We start from the raw sequence: 18372 nt of genomic DNA, 5'->3' as shown, positions 1-18372 counted from the left end.
GAATGACGACTTCCTCGACCCACCATGACACGGCGCCTTCGGCGCCGTTGAAACCTGCAATCCTCGAGCGCTTCGCGCGCGAGGTCGCCAAGTACCCTGAAGCAGGCAAGCAATCGGCCGTGATGGCCTGCTTGGCCATCGTCCAGCAGGACGAAGGCTACGTCAGCCTGCAGCGCGAGCGCGAGATCGCCGACTACCTCGGCATGGCGCCCATCGCCGTGCACGAGGTGACGACCTTCTACAACATGTACAACCAGCATCCGGTGGGCAAGTTCAAGCTCAACGTGTGCACCAACCTGCCTTGCCAGCTGCGCGACGGCGTCACCGCCCTCGTGCATCTCGAGAAGAAGCTGGGCATCAAGATGGGCGAGACCACGACCGACGGCGTGTTCACGCTGCAGCAGAGCGAGTGCCTGGGTGCTTGCGCCGACTCGCCCGTGATGCTGGTCAACGACCGCACCATGTGCAGCTTCATGAGCAACGAAAAGCTCGACCAGCTCATCGACGGCCTGCGCGGCGCCACGCCGGCAACCAAAGGGGAGGCTTCGTGATGTCACCCGAACAAGTGCTCAAGCAGTTCCAGGCCACGGGCGTCCAGACCTGTTTCCATGACCGCCACATCGAGCCGCAGATCTATGCGGGCCTCGACGGCACCAACTGGCGCCTGGCCGACTACGAAGCGCGCGGCGGCTACCAGGCCCTGCGCAAGATCCTGACCGAGGGCCTCACGCCCGACCAGGTGATCGCCGAAGTCAAGGCCTCGGGCCTGCGCGGCCGCGGCGGCGCCGGTTTCCCGACCGGCCTGAAGTGGAGCTTCATGCCCCGCCAGTTCCCGGGCCAGAAGTACCTCGTCTGCAATTCGGACGAAGGCGAGCCGGGTACGTGCAAGGACCGCGACATCCTGCAGTTCAACCCGCACATCGTGATCGAAGGCATGGCCATTGCAGCGTATGCAATGGGCATCAGCGTGGGCTACAACTACATCCACGGCGAAATCTTCGACAGCTACGACCGCTTCGAGGAAGCCCTCGAAGAAGCGCGCGCCGCCGGCTACCTCGGCGACAAGATCATGGGCAGCACGTACAACTTCCAGTTGCACGCGGCCCACGGCTTCGGCGCCTACATCTGCGGCGAAGAAACCGCGCTGCTCGAATCGCTCGAAGGCAAGAAGGGCCAGCCGCGCTTCAAGCCGCCGTTCCCGGCCAGCTTCGGCCTGTACGGCAAGCCGACCACCATCAACAACACCGAGACCTTCGCGGCGGTGCCCTGGATCATCCGCAACGGCGGTCCGGCCTACCTCGAGTGCGGCAAGCCGAACAACGGCGGCACCAAGATCTACTCGGTGAGCGGTGACGTCGAGCTGCCCGGCAACTACGAAGTGCCCATGGGCACGCCGTTCTCCAAGCTGCTCGAGCTGGCGGGCGGGGTCCGCAAGGGCCGCACGCTGAAGGCCGTGATCCCCGGCGGATCGTCGTCGCCCGTGCTGCCGGCCGACATCATGATGGCCTGCACCATGGACTACGACTCCATCGCCAAGGCCGGCTCCATGCTGGGTTCGGGCGCGGTGATCGTCATGGACGACAGCCGCTCGATGGTCGAGTCGCTCAAGCGCCTCTCGTACTTCTACATGCACGAGTCCTGCGGCCAGTGCACGCCGTGCCGCGAAGGCACGGGCTGGCTCTACCGCGTGGTGGACCGCATCCACAACGGGCAGGGCAGGGCGAGCGACATGGACCTGCTGAACTCCGTCGCGGACAACATCCAGGGCCGCACGATCTGCGCCCTCGGCGATGCAGCGGCCATGCCGGTGCGCGCCATGATCAAGCACTTCCGTCATGAGTTCGAAGCCCTGATTCCGGGCTCCGTTCCCAAAGCGCCGGTCCAGCCTGAGCGCGAGAAACACACATATGGTTGAAATCGAACTCGACGGCAAGAAGGTCGACGTGACCGAAGGCAGCATGATCATGCATGCGGCCGACAAGGCGGGCACGTACATCCCGCACTTCTGCTATCACAAGAAACTCAGCATCGCGGCCAACTGCCGCATGTGCCTGGTCGACGTGGAAAAGGCGCCCAAGCCGATGCCGGCCTGCGCCACGCCCGTCACGCAGGGCATGATTGTTCGCACCAAGAGCGAAAAGGCCATCAAGGCGCAGCAGTCGGTCATGGAGTTCCTCCTGATCAACCACCCGCTGGATTGCCCCATCTGCGACCAGGGCGGCGAATGCCAGCTGCAAGACCTGGCCGTGGGCTATGGCGGTTCTTCCTCGCGCTACGAGGAAGAAAAGCGCGTCGTGTTCCACAAGGACGTCGGCCCGCTGATCAGCATGGAAGAAATGAGCCGCTGCATCCATTGCACGCGCTGCGTCCGCTTCGGCCAGGAAGTGGCCGGCGTGATGGAGCTGGGCATGACGCAACGCGGCGAGCACTCCGAAATCGAAACCTTCGTGGGCGACTCGGTCGACTCCGAGCTGTCGGGCAACATGATCGACATCTGCCCGGTCGGCGCGCTCACGAGCAAGCCCTTCCGCTACAGCGCCCGCACCTGGGAACTGTCGCGCCGCAAGTCGGTGAGCCCGCACGACTCCACCGGTGCCAACCTGATCGTCCAGGTCAAGAACAACCGCGTGATGCGCGTGGTGCCGCTGGAGAACGAAGACGTCAACGAATGCTGGATCGCCGACCGCGACCGCTTCTCGTACGAAGCGCTCAACGGCACGGAACGCCTGACGCAGCCCATGCTCAAGCAGGGCGGCCAATGGCAGCAGGTCGACTGGCAGACGGCGCTCGAGTACGTCGCCAACGGTCTCAAGCAGATCAAGGCCGACCACGGTGCCCAGAGCATCGGCACGCTCGTCAGCCCGCACAGCACGCTCGAAGAGCTGCAGCTCGCCGCCATGCTCACGCGTGAACTCGGCAGCGACAACATCGACTACCGCCTGCGCAACGCCGAATTCACGGCCTTCGAAGGCGTGCGTTGGCTCGGCACCTCGATCGCCTCGCTCACGCAAGTGCAGCGCGCGCTGGTCGTCGGCTCGAACCTGCGCAAGGACCATCCGCTGTTCGCGCAGCGCATCCGCCAGGCCGTGCGCAAGGGCGCCGCGCTGTCGGTCATTACCTCCGCAGGCCTGATGGCCGACCGCGACGCCTGGGCCATCGACGTGGCGCAAGCATCGATCGTCGAAGCCGACCAGTGGGTCGAGGCGCTGGCCGCCGTGGCCGCCGCCATCGGCGAAACCAGTGGCGCCGCCGCGCCGCTGGCGCCGAAGAACGCACCCGACGCCGCCGCCAAGGCCATCGCCGCTTCGCTGCTGAGCGGCGAGCGCAAGGCCGTGCTGCTCGGCAATGCCGCCGCCCACCACGCCCAAGCCGGCAGCCTGCTGGCGCTGGCGAACTGGATCGGCGCGCAAACCGGCGCCACCGTCGGCTACCTGACCGAAGCCGCCAACACCGTGGGCGCGCAGCTCGTCGGCGCGTTCCCCAAGAACGGCGGCCTCGATGCCGGCCGCATGCTCGCAGCGGGCTCCGGCCTGAAGGCCGTGCTGCTGCTGAACAACGAACCGGTGTTCGACTCGGCTGCCGGCGCTGCCGCCGCCGACGTCATCGGCAATGCACAGATGGTGGTCACGCTCAGCCCCTTCAAGGCCAACCTGGCGTTCAGCGACGTGCTGCTCCCGATTGCTCCGTTCACCGAAACCCCCGGTACCTTCGTCAATGCCGAAGGCCGCCTGCAAGGTTTCCACGCCGTCGTGAAGCCGCAAGGCGAAACGCGTCCGGCCTGGAAGGTGCTGCGCGTGCTGGCCAACCTGCTGGGCCTGCCGGGCTTTGCGTTCGAATCGACCGCCGACGTGCTCGCCACCATCGGCGACAACGGCGCCGTGCCGACGAATGCGCTGAGCAACGCCACCGCTGCCAATGTCGTCGCTTCCAACGGCGCGGCTGCCGCGCCCGTGGTCGCGAGCATCTACCAGCTCGACTCGATCGTGCGCCGCGCACCATCGCTGCAACTGACCGCCGATGCACGCCATGCATCGTCGGGCGCACCGGCTCGTGCCGAGGAGGCACTGGCATGAGCGTCGACGCTATTCATGGCTTCGGCCAGAGCCTGGTTGCCGCCGGCTGGTGGACCGCCGTGGTCTGGCCCGTGGTCTGGACGCTGATCAAGATCATCGTCGTGGTGATCCCGCTGATGCTGGCCGTGGCGTACCTCACGCTGTGGGAACGCAAGGCCATCGGCTTCACGCAGATCCGCATCGGCCCCAATCGCATCGGACCGCTGGGCCTGCTCCAGCCGATCGCCGACGCGCTCAAGCTGATGACCAAGGAAATCATTCTTCCGACGGTCGCCAACAAGGGCCTGTTCCTGCTGGGCCCGATCATGACCATCATGCCGGCGCTGGCCGCATGGGCCGTGATTCCGTTCGGTCCCGATGTGGCGCTGGCCAACATCAACGCCGGCCTGTTGTTCGTGATGGCCATCACCTCGCTCGAGGTGTACGGCGTGATCATCGCCGGCTGGGCCTCGAACTCGAAGTACGCCTTCCTGGGCGCGCTGCGCGCCTCGGCACAGATGGTGAGCTACGAAATCGCGATGGGCTTCTGCTTCGTCGTCGTGCTGATGGTCACCGGCAGCCTGAACATGAGCGAGATCGTGAACGTTCAGGGCAAGGGCATGTTCGCCAACATGGGCGTCGGCTTCCTGTCGTGGAACTGGCTGCCGCTGCTGCCGATCTTCGTCGTCTACTTCATCTCGGGCCTTGCCGAAACCAACCGCCACCCGTTCGACGTGGTGGAAGGCGAGTCCGAAATCGTGGCCGGCCACATGATCGAGTACTCGGGCATGAGCTTCGCGATGTTCTTCCTGGCCGAGTACGCCAACATGTGGCTCGTCTCGATCCTGACCGTGGTGCTGTTCCTCGGCGGATGGCTGCCGCCGTTCGAGTTCCTGAGCTTCATTCCGGGCTGGATCTGGCTCGGTGCCAAGACCTTCTGCGTGGTCACCATGTTCCTGTGGGTGCGCTCGACATTCCCGCGCTTCCGCTATGACCAGATCATGCGTCTGGGCTGGAAGATCTTCATTCCCGTCACCCTCGTGTGGCTGGTCGTGGTCGGTGGCTGGATGCAGACGCCGTTCAACATCTGGAAATAACAGGAAGCGCCAACACCATGTCTGCTGCGCACACCGCAACACCGTCCGCGCCGTTCTCGCTCAAGGACTTTCTGGGCAGCTTCATGCTGTTCGAACTGTTCAAGGGCCTGGCCATTACCGGCAAGTACGCCTTCGCCCGCAAGATTACCGTTCAGTTCCCCGAAGAAAAGACGCCGCTGTCGCCGCGCTTTCGCGGCCTGCACGCGCTGCGCCGCTACGAAAACGGCGAAGAGCGCTGCATTGCCTGCAAGCTGTGCGAAGCCGTCTGCCCGGCGCTGGCCATCACCATCGAGTCCGATGTGCGTGACGACGGCTCGCGCCGCACCACGCGCTACGACATCGACCTGACCAAGTGCATCTTCTGCGGCTTCTGCGAAGAGAGCTGCCCGGTCGACTCGATCGTCGAGACGCACATCTTCGAATACCACGGCGAAAAGCGCGGCGACCTGTACTTCACCAAGGACATGCTGCTGGCCGTGGGCGACCGCTACGAAAACGAAATTGCAGCGAACAAGGCGGCCGACGCCAAGTACCGCTGATTCCGACCAGCCCGAACCCCGTACCCATTCGAATTCCATGGACGTCAAGACCGGTCTGTTCTATCTGTTTGCCGCGGTGCTGCTGTTCGCAGCGTTCCGCGTCATCACCTCCCGCAACCCCGTGTACGCAGCGCTGTACCTGGTGCTGGCTTTCTTCCAGGCCTCGGCCATCTGGCTGCTGCTGCGCGCGGAGTTCCTCGCGATCTCGCTGGTGCTGGTGTATGTCGGCGCCGTGATGGTGCTGTTCCTGTTCGTCGTGATGATGCTGGACATCAACGTCGACAGCCTGCGAGAGGGCTTCTGGAAGCACTTCCCGCTGGCCGCGGGCGTCGGCGCACTCATTGCGCTCGAAATGGCGGCCGTGCTCATGGGCGGTTTCCGCCTGGGCGAAGCGCGTCCCACCACGGGTGCATGGCGCCTGACAGCTCGAACACCCTCGAGCTGGGCAAGCTGCTGTATTCGCAATATCTGTATCCGCTGGAAATTGCCGCTGTCATCCTGCTCGTGGCCATCGTGGCCGCCATTGCGTTGACGTTGCGTACCCGCAAGGACAGCAAGTACACCAACCCGGCCGACCAGGTGCGCGTGAAGGCGCGTGACCGCGTGCGCATCGTGCAGATGCCCGTGACGCGTGCGGCCGAACCCGTGGCTGAAGCTGCAACTGCGGACGCGGCAAAGGAAAACAAGGCATGACGCTCACGCTCGGACATTTTCTTTCGCTCGGCGCGATGCTCTTCGCGCTGTCGGTGATCGGCATCTTCCTGAACCGCAAGAACCTGATCGTTCTGCTGATGGCCATCGAGCTGATGCTGCTGGCGGTCAACATGAACTTCGTGGCGTTCTCGCACTTCCTGGGCGACATGCACGGACAGATCTTCGTGTTCTTCATCCTGACGGTGGCCGCGGCCGAGTCGGCCATTGGGCTGGCGCTGCTGGTTCTGCTGTTCCGCAACAAGTCGAACATCAACGTGGACGAACTCAACTCGCTCAAGGGTTGAAAGCAACATGAGCGCAACCCTTTCCGCATCCACCTTGCTGGCCGTGCCGATGGCACCCCTGGTCGGCGCAGCCCTTGCCGGCCTGTTCGGCACAAAATTCGGCGGCAATCACATCGGCCGCAAGGTCACGCATTCGCTGACCATCCTGGGCGTGCTGATCGCCTTCGTCATCTCGGCCATGACGCTCAAGAGCGTGATCGTCGACGGTGCCCGCTTCAACGAAACCCTCTACGAGTGGATGGTCGTGGGCGGCCTGAAGATGGAAGTCGGCTTCATGGTCGACGGCCTCACCGCCATGATGATGTGCGTCGTGACCTTCGTGTCGCTGATGGTGCACATCTACACCATCGGCTACATGGAAGAAGACGACGGCTACAACCGCTTCTTCTCGTACATCTCGCTGTTCACGTTCTCGATGCTGATGCTCGTCATGAGCAACAACATGCTCCAGCTGTTCTTCGGCTGGGAGGCGGTGGGCCTGGTGTCGTACCTGCTGATCGGTTTCTGGTTCAACAAGCCGACCGCGATCTTCGCGAACATGAAGGCCTTCCTGGTCAACCGCGTGGGCGACTTCGGCTTCATCCTGGGCATCGGCCTGATCGCCGCCTACGCCGGCACGCTGAACTACACCGAAGCCTTCGCCAAGGCCAACATGCTGGCCGGCATCACGTTCCCGGGCACCGAGTGGATGCTCATCACCGTGATCTGCATCTGCCTGTTCATCGGCGCGATGGGCAAGAGCGCGCAGTTCCCGCTGCACGTGTGGCTGCCCGACTCGATGGAAGGCCCGACGCCCATCTCCGCGCTGATCCACGCGGCAACGATGGTGACGGCCGGCATCTTCATGGTGGCGCGCATGTCGCCGCTGTTCGAGCTGAGCGACACGGCCCTGAGCTTCATCCTCGTGATCGGCGCCATCACCGCGCTGTTCATGGGCTTCCTGGGCATCATCCAGAACGACATCAAGCGCGTGGTCGCGTACTCGACGCTTTCGCAGCTGGGCTACATGACGGTGGCGCTCGGTGCCTCGGCCTACTCGGTCGCGGTGTTCCACCTGATGACGCACGCGTTCTTCAAGGCGCTGCTGTTCCTGGGCGCGGGCTCGGTGATCATCGGCATGCACCACAACCAGGACATCCGCTGGATGGGCGGCGTGCGCAAGTACATGCCCATCACCTGGATCACCTCGCTGGTGGGTTCGCTGGCGCTGATCGGCACGCCGTTCTTCTCGGGCTTCTACTCGAAGGACAGCATCATCGAAGCGGTGCACGAAAGCCACCTGTGGGGCGCGAACTTCGCGTACTACGCGGTGCTGGCCGGCGTGTTCATCACGGCGTTCTATTCGTTCCGCATGTACTTCCTGGTCTTCCACGGCAAGGAACGCTACGACCAGAACCCCGACGCGCACCATGACGCCCACGACGACCATGGCCATGACGACCACGGCCACGGTCATCACGACCACAAGCCGCACGAGTCACCCATGGTGGTCTGGCTGCCGCTGGTGCTGCTGGCCATTCCGTCGGTGGTGATCGGCTTCATGACGATCGACTCGATGCTGTTCGGCGAGTTCTTCAAGACCGCCATCTTCGTGGACGGTGCCAAGCACCACGCCATGAAGGAGCTCGAAGAAGCCTTCCACGGCCCGGTGGCCATGGCCATCCACGGCCTGACGGCGGCGCCGTTCTGGCTGGCGCTGGCCGGCGTGGTCATGTCCTGGTACATGTACATGATCAACCCGGCGCTGCCGGCCGCGATCAAGCGTGCCTTCGGCCCGGTCTACAAGCTGCTTGAAAACAAGTACTACCTCGACTGGATCAACGAGAACATCATCGCCCGCGGTACGCGTGCGCTCGGTACCGGTCTGTGGAAGGGCGGCGACCAGGCCATCATCGATGGCGCCGTCGTCAACGGTTCATGGAAAGTGATCGGCCGTATCTCCGGCGTGGTGCGTTGGATGCAGTCCGGCTACATCTATCACTATGCCTTCGCGATGCTGCTCGGCATCTTCGTCCTCATGACGTACTTCGTCTGGTTCAAACGCTGAGCCTGAACGCTGGAGAAAAAGAAAAATGGGTTTGTTGAGCCTTGCCATCTGGGTGCCGATCGCATTCGGCGCCGTGCTGCTGGCGTTTGGCCGTGATGAGCACGCCCGCGGCGTGCGCTGGGTCGCGCTGGTCGGTGCCATCGTGAGCTTTCTGGTCACGGTTCCGCTGTTCACGCGTTTCCAGAACGGTACCGACGCCATGCAATTCGTCGAGAAGACGGGTTGGATCGCGCGTTTCAACGTCAACTACCACCTGGGGATCGACGGCCTGTCGCTCTGGCTGGTGCTGCTGACGTCGTTCATCACCGTGATCGTCGTGATCTCGGCCTGGGAAGTGATCACCGAGCGCGTGAACCAGTACATGGGCGCGTTCCTGATCCTGTCGGGCTTCATGATCGGCGTGTTCTCCGCGCTGGACGGCGTGCTGTTCTACGTGTTCTTCGAAGCCACGCTGATCCCGATGTACCTGATCATCGGTATCTGGGGCGGCCCGAACAAGATCTACGCGGCGTTCAAGTTCTTCCTGTACACCTTGCTCGGCTCGCTGCTGATGCTGGTGGCGCTGATCTTCCTGTACAACAAGTCGGGCGGCAGCTTCGACATCCTGGCCTGGCATAAGCTGCCGCTGGGTTCGACCGCGCAGACCTTCCTGTTCTTCGCCTTCTTCGCGGCCTTCGCGGTGAAGGTGCCGATGTGGCCGGTGCACACCTGGCTGCCCGACGTGCACGTGGAAGCGCCCACCGGCGGCTCCGCCGTGCTGGCCGCGATCATGCTGAAGCTGGGTGCCTACGGCTTCCTGCGCTTCTCGATGCCCATCGCGCCCGACGCCTCGCACGAATGGGCCTGGCTCATGATCGCGCTGTCGCTGATCGCCGTGATCTACGTGGGCCTGGTCGCGCTGGTGCAGCAGGACATGAAGAAGCTGGTGGCTTACTCGTCGGTGGCCCACATGGGCTTCGTGACGCTCGGCTTCTTCATCTTCAACGAGCTGGGCGTGTCCGGCGGCATCGTGCAGATGATTGCGCACGGCTTCGTCTCGGGCGCCATGTTCCTGGGCATCGGCGTGCTGTACGACCGCGTGCACTCGCGCCAGATCGCCGACTACGGCGGCGTGGTCAACACCATGCCCAAGTTCGCCGCGTTCGCGCTGCTGTTCGCCATGGCCAATTGCGGCCTGCCGGGCACCGCCGGTTTCGTGGGCGAGTGGATGGTGATCCTGGGGGCGGTCAAGGCCAACTTCTGGATCGGCCTGGGCGCCGCCACCGCGCTGATCTTCGGCGCGGCTACACCCTGTGGATGTACAAGCGCGTGTACCTGGGCCCGGTCGGCAACGACCACGTCAAGGAACTGAAGGACATCAACGCGCGCGAATTCCTGATGCTGTCGCTGCTGGCGATCGCCGTGCTGTGGATTGGCCTGTTCCCGAAGCCTTTCACCGACGCCATGGACGCCTCGGTGACCGGGCTCCTGCGCCATGTGGCAGTCTCGAAGCTGCCTTGATTCCACGCTGAAGAAGAGAACGAGATGATTGACAAAATCAGCTGGGTCACGATCTACCCCGAAATCGTGTTGCTGGTCATGACCTGCATCATTGCACTGGTCGACCTGTCCACCACGAGCCATCGCCGCACCCGCACCTATGTGCTGACGCTGCTCACGCTGGGCGTGGTCGCCGTGCTGTCGGGCCTGCAGGCCTACGACGGCAAGACGGCCTACGGCTTCGGCGGCATGGTCGTCAGCGACCCGATGGGCAACTGGCTCAAGTGCTTCGCCACCGTGGCCCTGATGGTCACGCTGGTCTACGGCCGTCCGTATGCGGCCGACCGCGAGATGCTGCGCGGCGGCGAGATGTTCACCATCAGCATGTTCGCGCTGCTGGGCATGTTCGTGATGATCTCGGGCAGCAACTTCCTGCTGATCTACCTGGGCCTGGAACTGCTCACGCTGTCGAGCTACGCGCTGGTGGCGCTGCGCCGCGACAACGCGACCGCCAGCGAAGCCGCCATGAAGTACTTCGTGCTCGGCGCCATGGCCAGCGGCTTCCTGCTGTACGGCCTGTCGATGATGTACGGCGCCACCGGTTCGCTGGACGTCAACGAAGTGTTCAAGACCATCGCGAGCGGCAAGGTGAACCACCAGGTGCTGGTGTTCGGCCTGGTGTTCATCGTGGCCGGCCTGGCATTCAAGGTGGGCGCCGCGCCGTTCCACATGTGGGTGCCCGACGTCTACCAGGGCGCGCCGACCGCGATCACGCTGCTGATCGGCGCGGCGCCCGAGCTGGCAGCCTTCGCCATCATCATCCGCCTGCTGGTCGACGCACTGCAGCCGCTGGCCATCGACTGGCAGCAGATGCTGGCCGTGCTGGCCATCGCCTCGCTGCTGGTGGGCAACCTGGCCGCCATTGCGCAGAGCAACCTCAAGCGCATGCTGGCGTATTCGACGATCTCGCAGATGGGCTTCATGCTGCTGGGCCTGGTCGCCGGTTCGGACCAGCAGGGCACCTACAACGCCCAGTACGCCTACAGCGCCTCGATGTTCTACATCGTGACCTACGTGCTGACCACGCTGGCGAGCTTCGGCATCATCCTGCTGCTGGCGCGCGAAGGCTTCGAAAGCGAAGAGATCACCGACCTGGCCGGCCTGAACCAGCGCAGCCCGCTTGTACGCCGGCGTGATGGCCATCGCGATGTTCTCGCTGGCCGGCCTGCCGCCGCTGGTCGGCTTCTACGCCAAGCTGGCGGTGCTGCAGGCGCTGATCGCCTCGGGCCACGCCATCTACATCGGCCTGGCCGTGTTCGCGGTGATCATGTCGCTGATCGGCGCGTTCTACTACCTGCGCGTGGTCAAGGTCATGTACTTCGACGCGCCCGTCACGGCCACCACCGTGTCGGCCCCGCGCGACGTGCGCATGGTGCTGACGATCAACGGCGCGCTGATCCTGATCCTGGGCATCGTGCCCGGCGGCCTCATGACGCTGTGCTACGACGCGATCGTGGCCACCCTGGCCCACTGACGCGGCCCCGGCCCGTCGTTCGTCCTCCAAGGTGTCGCAAACCGCGTCTGTCTGGGTCGTGCTGCTGGTGGCCCTCGTGGCCGCCAACCTGCCGTTCTTCAACGACCGCCTGTTCGGCGTCGTGCCGCTGCCGACTTCACCGAAGTCGCTGGCGGTGCGGCTCGCCGAGCTGGTGGTCTTGTACTTTCTGGCCGGCGCCGTCGGGCTGCTGTTCGAGCGCAGGGCAGGGCAGATCGCGCCGCAGGGCTGGGAGTTCTATGCGGTGACCGGCGCGCTGTTCATCGTGCTGGCCTTTCCGGGGTTCACCTGGCGCTACCTGATGAAACACAGGCACTGACGACGACATGACCTCATCCACCGGCACCACCGATTCGCACCTGCGTGAAGAGCTCGTGAAGAGCGAGGAGCTCTTCAAGGGCAACTTCCTGCACGCCAGGCGCGACACCATCCGCCTGCCCGACGGCCACAACGCCACGCGCGAGTACGTGCTGCATCCGGGCGCGGTGGTGGTGATTCCGCTGCTGGACGACGGCCGCGTGGTGCTGGAGCGCCAGTTCCGCTATCCCGTGGGCCACGTGATGGTCGAGTTCCCGGCCGGCAAGATCGACGCGGGCGAAGACCCCTTCGTCTGCGGCCGGCGCGAGCTGCTCGAGGAAACCGGCTACACCGCGCGCGAATGGGCGCATGCCGGCGCCATGCACCTGGCGGTGGCGTACTCGACCGAAATCATCCACATCTACTTCGCGCGCGGCCTGTCGCTCGGCGAGCGCCAGCTCGACCACGGCGAGTTCCTCGACGTGTTCACGGCCACGCCCGACGAGCTGTCCGGCTGGTGCCGCGACGGCACCGTGACCGACGCCAAGACGCTGACCTGCACCCTGTGGCTGCAGAACGTCCTTTCGGGCGCATGGGCACTGGACTGGAAGGCCCTGCCTCCTGAAGGCAGCGCGGGATAATCCGCGCATGAAGGTTCTTGATCTCCGCTGCACGCTCGGCCACGGCTTCGAGGGCTGGTTCGCGTCCAACGAGGCTTTCGAGACCCAGTTGGCGGGCGGGCTGGTCGAGTGCCCGGTCTGCGGCGACACCGCCGTGGTCAAGCTGCTGAGCGCGCCGCGCCTGAACCTCGGCAATCCCAAGGCCCCGCAGGAGGCTGCCGCCGCATCCGTTGCAGGCGCGCAGGTGCCGGCCGAACAACGCGCCGCCTCGCCCGAAGCCCGCTGGATGCGCGCCGTGCGCGAAGTGCTCGCGAAGACCGAAGACGTCGGCGACCGTTTTGCCGACGAGGCCCGCAAGATGCACTACGGCGAGGCCGAGGAGCGCGGCATCCGTGGGCAGGCCACGCCTGAGCAGACCGAAGCGCTGCTCGACGAGGGCATTCCGGTGATGGCGCTGCCGCTACCGGCGGCGCTCAAGGAAACCCTGCAATAACCGGCTGCCCGGCCAGCCAGGCCGGGCCCGCTCAGGCCGTGAACTGCAGCGCCGCAAGGCGCGCATACACCCCGCCTTGCGCGACCAGCGTCGCGTGCGTTCCTTGTTCGACGATGCCGCCGTGGTCCAGCACGATGATGCGGTCGGCCTTCTGCACCGTCGCCAGCCGGTGCGCGATCACGAGCGTGGTGCGGCCTTCCATCGCCGATTCCAGCGCGGCCTGCACCATGCGCTCGCTTTCGGCGTCGAGCGCGCTGGTGGCCTCGTCCAGCAGCAGCAGCGGCGGGTTCTTGAGAATGGCCCGTGCAATCGCGATGCGCTGACGCTGGCCGCCCGACAGGCGCACGCCGCGCTCGCCCAGGAAGGTGTCGTAGCCCTCGGGCAGGGCCTGCAGGAAGTCGTGGGCGAAGGCCGCGCGCGCGGCGGCGTGCACCTCGTCGGCGGTGGCCTCGGGGCGGCCGTAGCGGATGTTCTCGAACGCGCTGGCCGAGAAGATCACCGCGTCCTGCGGCACCAGGCCGATGCGGGTGCGCAGGTCGGACAGGGCGAGCGAGGCCAGCGGCGTGCCGTCGAGCACGAGGCGGCCCGATTGCGGGTCGTAGTAGCGCAGCAGCAGCTGGAACACCGTGCTCTTGCCCGCGCCGCTCGAGCCGACCAGCGCCACGGTTTCGCCGGGCGCCACGTCGAGGTTGAAATCGCGCAGCGCCGGCGTGCCGGGCCGCGACGGGTAGTGGAAGGTCACCGCATCGAAGCGGATGGCGCTGCCGGCCGCCGGAACGGGCGCGTCGGCGGGGCGGGTCGGCGAGACGATGGCCGCGGGCGCATGCAGCAGCTCCATCAGGCGCTCGGTGGCGCCGGCGGCGCGCAGCAGGTCGCCATAGACCTCGCCGAGCACGGCGGTGGCGCTGGCCAGGATGGCGACGTACACCACGGTCTGTCCCAGGTGGCCGGCCGTGATGTCGCCGCGCAGCACCGCTTGCGTGCCCTGGTACAGGCCCCAGAGCAGCGCCGCCGACGTGGCGATGATGATGAACGCCACCAGCACCGAGCGCGCCCGCGTGCGGCGCACGGCGGTGCGAAAGGCGTTCTCGGTCGAGCCGTTGAAGCGCGCGGCCTCGCGGCCTTCGGCCGTGTAGCTCTGCACCACCGGAATCGCGTTCAGCACCTCGGCGGCGATGGCGCTCGAATCGGCCACGCGGTCCTGGCTGGCGCGCGACAGCTTGCGCACGCGGCGGCCGAACCACATGCTCGGCAGCACCACCAGCACCAGGATGCCCAGCACCTGCACCATCACGTAGGGGTTGGTCCACACCAGCACCGCCAGCGCGCCCACGCCCATCACCGCGTTGCGCAGGCCCATGCTCAGCGACGAGCCGACGACGGTCTGGACCAGCGTGGTGTCGGCCGTCAGGCGCGACAGCACCTCGCCGGTCTGCGTGGTCTCGAAGAAGGCCGGGCTCTGCTTGAGCACGTGGCCGTAGACCGCGTTGCGGATGTCGGCCGTGACGCGTTCGCCCAGCCAGCTCACCGTATAGAAGCGCGCCGCCGAGAAAAGCCCCAGCGCCACGGCCACGGCGAAGAGGGCGCCGAAGTGCTCGCGCAGCGCCATGGTCTGGGCGCCTTTGTCGGGGTTGATCAAGCCGCCGTCAATCAGGCTGCGCAGGGCGATAGGAAAAACCAGCGTGGTCACCGCCGCCATCACCAGAAAGAGCGCCGCCAGGACGATCTGGACCCGGTAGGGGCGAAGAAAAGGGCTCAGGCCCGACAGCGACCGGGGCGAGCCCTTGGCCATGGAAGACGGAGGGGTAGAAGCCATGCCGGGATTCTAACGATCCCTTGCCCCTACAAAGGTAGCCTTGACAATAATTGCCTCGGCAGCTAATATTTGACCCATGAGCGATGCCACCTCCCCCCAAGACTCCTCGGTCACCGCCGACGCTGAGCGGCGCGTGCCGGCCGCGTCGTTCTACCGGGCCGAGACCTATCGGGCCGAAGACAGCATCGGCTACCTGATGCGGCGCATCGTGACGGCGGTCGGCCAGTCGGTCGAGACCCGCATGTGCGAGCCCGGCAGCCCGACCTATCCGCAATGGGTGCCCCTGTACAAGTTGCACGTGGGCGCCGCCACCACCGTGGCCGAACTGGCCCGTGCCTGCGAGCTCGACACCGGCGCCATGACGCGCCTGCTCGACCGCCTCGAGGCCAAGGGCCTGTGCCGCCGCGTGCGCTCGCTCGAAGACCGCCGCGTCGTCAACATCGAACTCACCGACGAAGGCCGTGCCGCCGCCAAGGAAGTGCCGTACGTGCTCAGCCGTGTGCAAAACGAACATCTTGCAGGTTTCACCACCGAGGAATGGGAGCAGCTCAAGGGTTACTTGCGCCGCATCCTCGACAACGCACAGGCTCTCGCGGCCCGTGGAGATAAAAATGACTGATTCCCTCGCCGTGCGCGCTGTGCGTCGCACCCCCGTCGTGGCCGCCGCGTTGCTGGTGGTCGCATTGGCCGGCTGCGCCGACATGGCCGGCATCGGCGCGCAGGCCAAGCTGCGCGACGCCACGTCGCTGGGCATTGCCCCCGACAGCGCCGCGGTGCCGGTGTCGCGCCTGGACAGCCAATGGTGGCTCGCCTTCGGCGACGGCCAGCTCAACACGCTGATCGACCAGGCCGTGGCCGGCAACCCGAACCTGCAGATCGCCCAGGCCCGCCTCACGCGCGCGCAGGCATCGGCCGACATCGCCGGCGCGGCCCTCAAGCCCAAGGTCAATGCCGAGCTCGACCTGAACCGCCAGAAGTTCAACAGCAACTACATCTACCCGGCACCGCTGGGCGGCTCGATCCAGAACATCGGCCTGCTGCAGCTGGGCGCGAGCTGGGAGCTCGACTTCTTCGGCAAGAACCGCACCGCGCTGGACACCGCCATCGGCGCGGCCAACGCCACGGCCGCCGATGCCGATGCCGCCCGCGTGCTGCTTGCGAGCAACGTGGCGCGCAGCTACTTCCAGTGGGCCCGCCTGAACGACCAGCTCACCGTGGCCAAGCGCACGCTGGCGCAGCGCGACGAAACCCTCAAGCTCGTGCGCGACCGCGTGTCGGCCGGCCTGGACACCCGCCTCGAACTGCGCCAGAGCGAAGGCGGCCTGCCCGAGGCGCGCCAGCAGATCGAAGCGCTCAACGAACAGATCGCGCTGCAGCAGCATGCGCTCGACGCGCTCGTGGGCCAGCCCAACGTGTCGCAGTCGCTCAAGCCGCCGCTGCTGGGCGAGGTCAAGCCGATTGCGCTGCAGGCCAACATTCCCGCCGACCTGCTGGGCCGCCGCGCCGACATCGCCGCCGCGCGCTGGCGCGTCGAAGCGGCCAGCAGCGACGTGGCCAACGCCAAGACGCTGTTCTATCCCAACGTGAACCTCACGGCCTTCGTCGGCTTCCAGAGCCTGGGCTTCGGCAAGCTCCTGAAGTCGGGCAGCGAGCAGTGGGGCGTGGGCCCGGCCATCAGCCTGCCGATCTTCGAGGGCGGCAAGCTGCGCGCCAACTTGCGCGGCAAGTCGGCCGACCTCGACGTGGCCATCGAAAGCTACAACGCCACCGTGATCGACGCCGTGCGCGACGCGGCCGACCAGGTCACGAGCGCGCAGTCGATCGCGCGCCAGCAGGCCGAACAACGCGCCGCGCAGACCGCTGCCGAAGCGCCTACGACATTGCCGTGCAGCGCTACCGCGCGGGCCTGGGCAACTACCTCAATGTGCTGACCGCGGAAACCTCCGTGCTGGCGCAACGCCGACTGGCGGTCGATCTCGCCGCGCGGGCGCTCGACACGCAGGTCGGCCTGGCGCGCGCGCTGGGCGGCGGCTGGCAGCCCCCGGCCACCGCCACGGCAGCGGCACCGTCAGCCGCAGTGAACTGAACTGAACAGATACGCCTTCCTCGTCTTCGGAAAGAACTTCATCATGAGCGATAACAACACTCCGACGCCCGCTGCCTCGACAGCTCCCGTTACCCCCGAGGCGCCCGCCGGCAATGGCAAGCGCCGCCGCGCACTCACCGCGCTGGCCGCCGTGGTCATCGTCGCCGGCGGCGGCTGGGGCCTCTACGAATGGCTGGTCGCCAGCCACTACGAGGACACCGACAACGCCTACGTCTCGGGCAACGTGATCCAGATCACGCCGCAGATCGGCGGCACCGTCATGGCCATCGGCGCCGACGACACCGACTTCGTCAAGGCCGGCCAGCCGCTGGTGCAGCTCGACCCGGCCGACGCCAAGGTGGCGCTGGAGCAGGCCGAGGCCGCGCTCGCGCAGGCCGTGCGCCAGGTGCGCACGCTGTACGCCAACAACGGCTCGCTGGCCGCGCAAGTCACGCTGCGCCAGTCGGACATCGTCAAGGCGCAGAGCGACATCGCCAAGGCGCAGGACGACCTGCAGCGCCGCCGCGCGCTGTCGGGCAACGGCGCCGTGTCGAAGGAAGAACTCAACCACGCCGAGACGCAACTGGACACCGCCAAGAGCGCGCTCGCCGCGGCGCAGGCCGGCGTGGTCGCCGCCAAGGAAGCGCTGGTCAGCAACCAGTCGCTGACCGAAGGCACCAGCGTGGCGCAGCACCCCAGCGTGCTGGCCGCCGCGTCCAAGGTGCGCGAGGCCTACCTGGCCACCCAGCGCGTGGCCATGCCCGCGCCGGTCGACGGCTACGTCGCCAAGCGCACCGTGCAACTGGGCCAGCGCGTGGCCGCCGGCACGCCGATGATGTCGATCGTGCCGCTCAACCAGCTGTGGGTCGACGCCAACTTCAAGGAAGTGCAGCTGCGCAACATCCGCATCGACCAGCCCGTGAAGCTCACCGCCGACGTGTACGGCAAGAAGGTCGAGTACACCGGCAAGGTCGCGGGCCTGGGCGTGGGCACCGGCAGCGCGTTCGCGTTGCTGCCCGCGCAGAACGCCACCGGTAACTGGATCAAGGTGGTGCAGCGCGTGCCCGTGCGCATCGCGCTCGACCCCGAGCAGCTCAAGGCCAACCCGCTGCGCATCGGCCTGTCGATGGACGCCGAGATCGACATCTCGTCCAAGAGCGGCAAGATGCTCGCCGACGCGCCGCGCGCCACCGCGCTGACGCAGACGGCCGTCTACAGCCAGCTCGACCGCGGCGCCGACGCCGAAGTCGACCGCATCGTCGCGGCCAACCTCGGCCGCAGCGCACCGGCCACGGC

13 protein-coding genes and 4 pseudogenes are annotated in these 18372 nt (G+C 66.1%); 16 read left to right on the top strand and 1 reads right to left on the bottom strand.

From position 1 onward, the window contains the following. The first annotated feature begins 2 nt into the window (after positions 1–2). The 13 genes and pseudogenes from nuoE to BMG07_RS21980 all read left to right on the top strand — a co-directional run bounded on the left by nuoE (position 3) and on the right by BMG07_RS21980 (position 13174). Positions 3–551, top strand: coding sequence for an NADH-quinone oxidoreductase subunit NuoE (gene nuoE / locus BMG07_RS22040; RefSeq protein WP_269759264.1), 549 nt, complete (start codon positions 3–5; stop codon positions 549–551). After that, positions 551–1915, top strand: a complete 1365-nt coding sequence (gene nuoF / locus BMG07_RS22035) for an NADH-quinone oxidoreductase subunit NuoF (RefSeq protein WP_198086333.1) — start codon at positions 551–553, stop codon at positions 1913–1915. The genes nuoE and nuoF overlap by 1 nt, the downstream gene beginning before the upstream one ends. After that, the gene (nuoG, locus tag BMG07_RS22030) at positions 1908–4073 is read left to right on the top strand and encodes an NADH-quinone oxidoreductase subunit NuoG (protein ID WP_198086332.1); all 2166 of its coding nucleotides are present in this window, start codon (positions 1908–1910) and stop codon (positions 4071–4073) included. The genes nuoF and nuoG overlap by 8 nt, the downstream gene beginning before the upstream one ends. Continuing rightward, complete coding sequence (nuoH, locus tag BMG07_RS22025) at positions 4070–5149, top strand: NADH-quinone oxidoreductase subunit NuoH (protein WP_198086331.1); 1080 nt, start codon at positions 4070–4072, stop codon at positions 5147–5149. Before nuoG ends, nuoH begins: the two co-directional genes overlap by 4 nt. A 17-nt stretch (positions 5150–5166) precedes the next feature. Beyond that, positions 5167–5688 (top strand): NADH-quinone oxidoreductase subunit NuoI, encoded by a 522-nt coding sequence (gene nuoI, locus BMG07_RS22020; protein ID WP_198086330.1) that lies wholly within the window; start codon positions 5167–5169, stop codon positions 5686–5688. 37 nt (positions 5689–5725) lie between these two features. Continuing rightward, positions 5726–6381: pseudogene (locus BMG07_RS22015) on the top strand (NADH-quinone oxidoreductase subunit J). Beyond that, positions 6378–6686, top strand: coding sequence for an NADH-quinone oxidoreductase subunit NuoK (nuoK, locus tag BMG07_RS22010; protein WP_019653383.1), 309 nt, complete (start codon positions 6378–6380; stop codon positions 6684–6686). The pseudogene BMG07_RS22015 and the gene nuoK overlap by 4 nt, the downstream one beginning before the upstream one ends. A gap of 7 nt (positions 6687–6693) precedes the next feature. After that, positions 6694–8733 carry an NADH-quinone oxidoreductase subunit L gene (nuoL, locus tag BMG07_RS22005; protein ID WP_198086329.1) on the top strand — a complete coding sequence of 680 codons (2040 nt, stop codon included), beginning with the start codon at positions 6694–6696 and terminating at the stop codon, positions 8731–8733. A 25-nt stretch (positions 8734–8758) separates the two neighbouring features. Next, positions 8759–10233 (top strand): annotated as a pseudogene (locus tag BMG07_RS22000) (NADH-quinone oxidoreductase subunit M). Positions 10234–10257: 24 nt separating this feature from the next. Beyond that, positions 10258–11746 (top strand): annotated as a pseudogene (gene nuoN / locus BMG07_RS21995) (NADH-quinone oxidoreductase subunit NuoN). 31 nt (positions 11747–11777) lie between these two features. Beyond that, positions 11778–12083, top strand: a complete 306-nt coding sequence (locus BMG07_RS21990; protein WP_198086328.1) for a DUF2818 family protein — start codon at positions 11778–11780, stop codon at positions 12081–12083. Positions 12084–12090: 7 nt separating this feature from the next. Further along, entirely contained in the window at positions 12091–12702 is a 612-nt protein-coding gene (locus BMG07_RS21985; protein ID WP_198086327.1) for an NUDIX domain-containing protein, read from the top strand. Between the two features lie 7 nt (positions 12703–12709). Beyond that, positions 12710–13174 (top strand): DUF1178 family protein, encoded by a 465-nt coding sequence (locus BMG07_RS21980; RefSeq protein WP_198086326.1) that lies wholly within the window; start codon positions 12710–12712, stop codon positions 13172–13174. 31 nt (positions 13175–13205) lie between these two features. Here BMG07_RS21980 and BMG07_RS21975 read toward each other — a convergent pair whose 3' ends face one another. Then, positions 13206–14990 carry an ABC transporter transmembrane domain-containing protein gene (locus BMG07_RS21975; RefSeq protein WP_198086325.1) on the bottom strand — a complete coding sequence of 595 codons (1785 nt, stop codon included), beginning with the start codon at positions 14988–14990 and terminating at the stop codon, positions 13206–13208. A gap of 76 nt (positions 14991–15066) precedes the next feature. On the opposite strand from BMG07_RS21975, the gene BMG07_RS21970 reads away from it, so the two are divergent. The 3 genes and pseudogenes from BMG07_RS21970 to BMG07_RS21960 form a co-directional block, all read left to right on the top strand. Then, positions 15067–15609, top strand: coding sequence for a MarR family winged helix-turn-helix transcriptional regulator (locus BMG07_RS21970; RefSeq protein ID WP_198086324.1), 543 nt, complete (start codon positions 15067–15069; stop codon positions 15607–15609). Then, a pseudogene (locus tag BMG07_RS21965) lies at positions 15602–17076 on the top strand (efflux transporter outer membrane subunit). The gene BMG07_RS21970 and the pseudogene BMG07_RS21965 overlap by 8 nt, the downstream one beginning before the upstream one ends. A gap of 43 nt (positions 17077–17119) precedes the next feature. Continuing rightward, on the top strand, positions 17120–18372 hold a 1253-nt coding region (locus BMG07_RS21960), incomplete at its 3' end, for an efflux RND transporter periplasmic adaptor subunit (RefSeq protein ID WP_198086323.1).

The sequence above is a fragment of the Variovorax sp. E3 genome (assembly GCF_016082275.1).
GTDB lineage: Bacteria > Pseudomonadota > Gammaproteobacteria > Burkholderiales > Burkholderiaceae_C > Variovorax.
This window is presented reverse-complemented; position numbering and strand designations above follow the sequence as displayed.

Coding starts and splice junctions, on each gene's coding strand:
- nuoE (WP_269759264.1), top strand. CDS start 3: ATGACGACTTCCTCGACCCACCATGACACGGCGCCTTCGGCGCCGTTG.
- nuoF (WP_198086333.1), top strand. CDS start 551: ATGTCACCCGAACAAGTGCTCAAGCAGTTCCAGGCCACGGGCGTCCAG.
- nuoG (WP_198086332.1), top strand. CDS start 1,908: ATGGTTGAAATCGAACTCGACGGCAAGAAGGTCGACGTGACCGAAGGC.
- nuoH (WP_198086331.1), top strand. CDS start 4,070: ATGAGCGTCGACGCTATTCATGGCTTCGGCCAGAGCCTGGTTGCCGCC.
- nuoI (WP_198086330.1), top strand. CDS start 5,167: ATGTCTGCTGCGCACACCGCAACACCGTCCGCGCCGTTCTCGCTCAAG.
- nuoK (WP_019653383.1), top strand. CDS start 6,378: ATGACGCTCACGCTCGGACATTTTCTTTCGCTCGGCGCGATGCTCTTC.
- nuoL (WP_198086329.1), top strand. CDS start 6,694: ATGAGCGCAACCCTTTCCGCATCCACCTTGCTGGCCGTGCCGATGGCA.
- BMG07_RS21985 (WP_198086327.1), top strand. CDS start 12,091: ATGACCTCATCCACCGGCACCACCGATTCGCACCTGCGTGAAGAGCTC.
- BMG07_RS21980 (WP_198086326.1), top strand. CDS start 12,710: ATGAAGGTTCTTGATCTCCGCTGCACGCTCGGCCACGGCTTCGAGGGC.
- BMG07_RS21975 (WP_198086325.1), bottom strand. CDS start 14,990: ATGGCTTCTACCCCTCCGTCTTCCATGGCCAAGGGCTCGCCCCGGTCG.
- BMG07_RS21970 (WP_198086324.1), top strand. CDS start 15,067: ATGAGCGATGCCACCTCCCCCCAAGACTCCTCGGTCACCGCCGACGCT.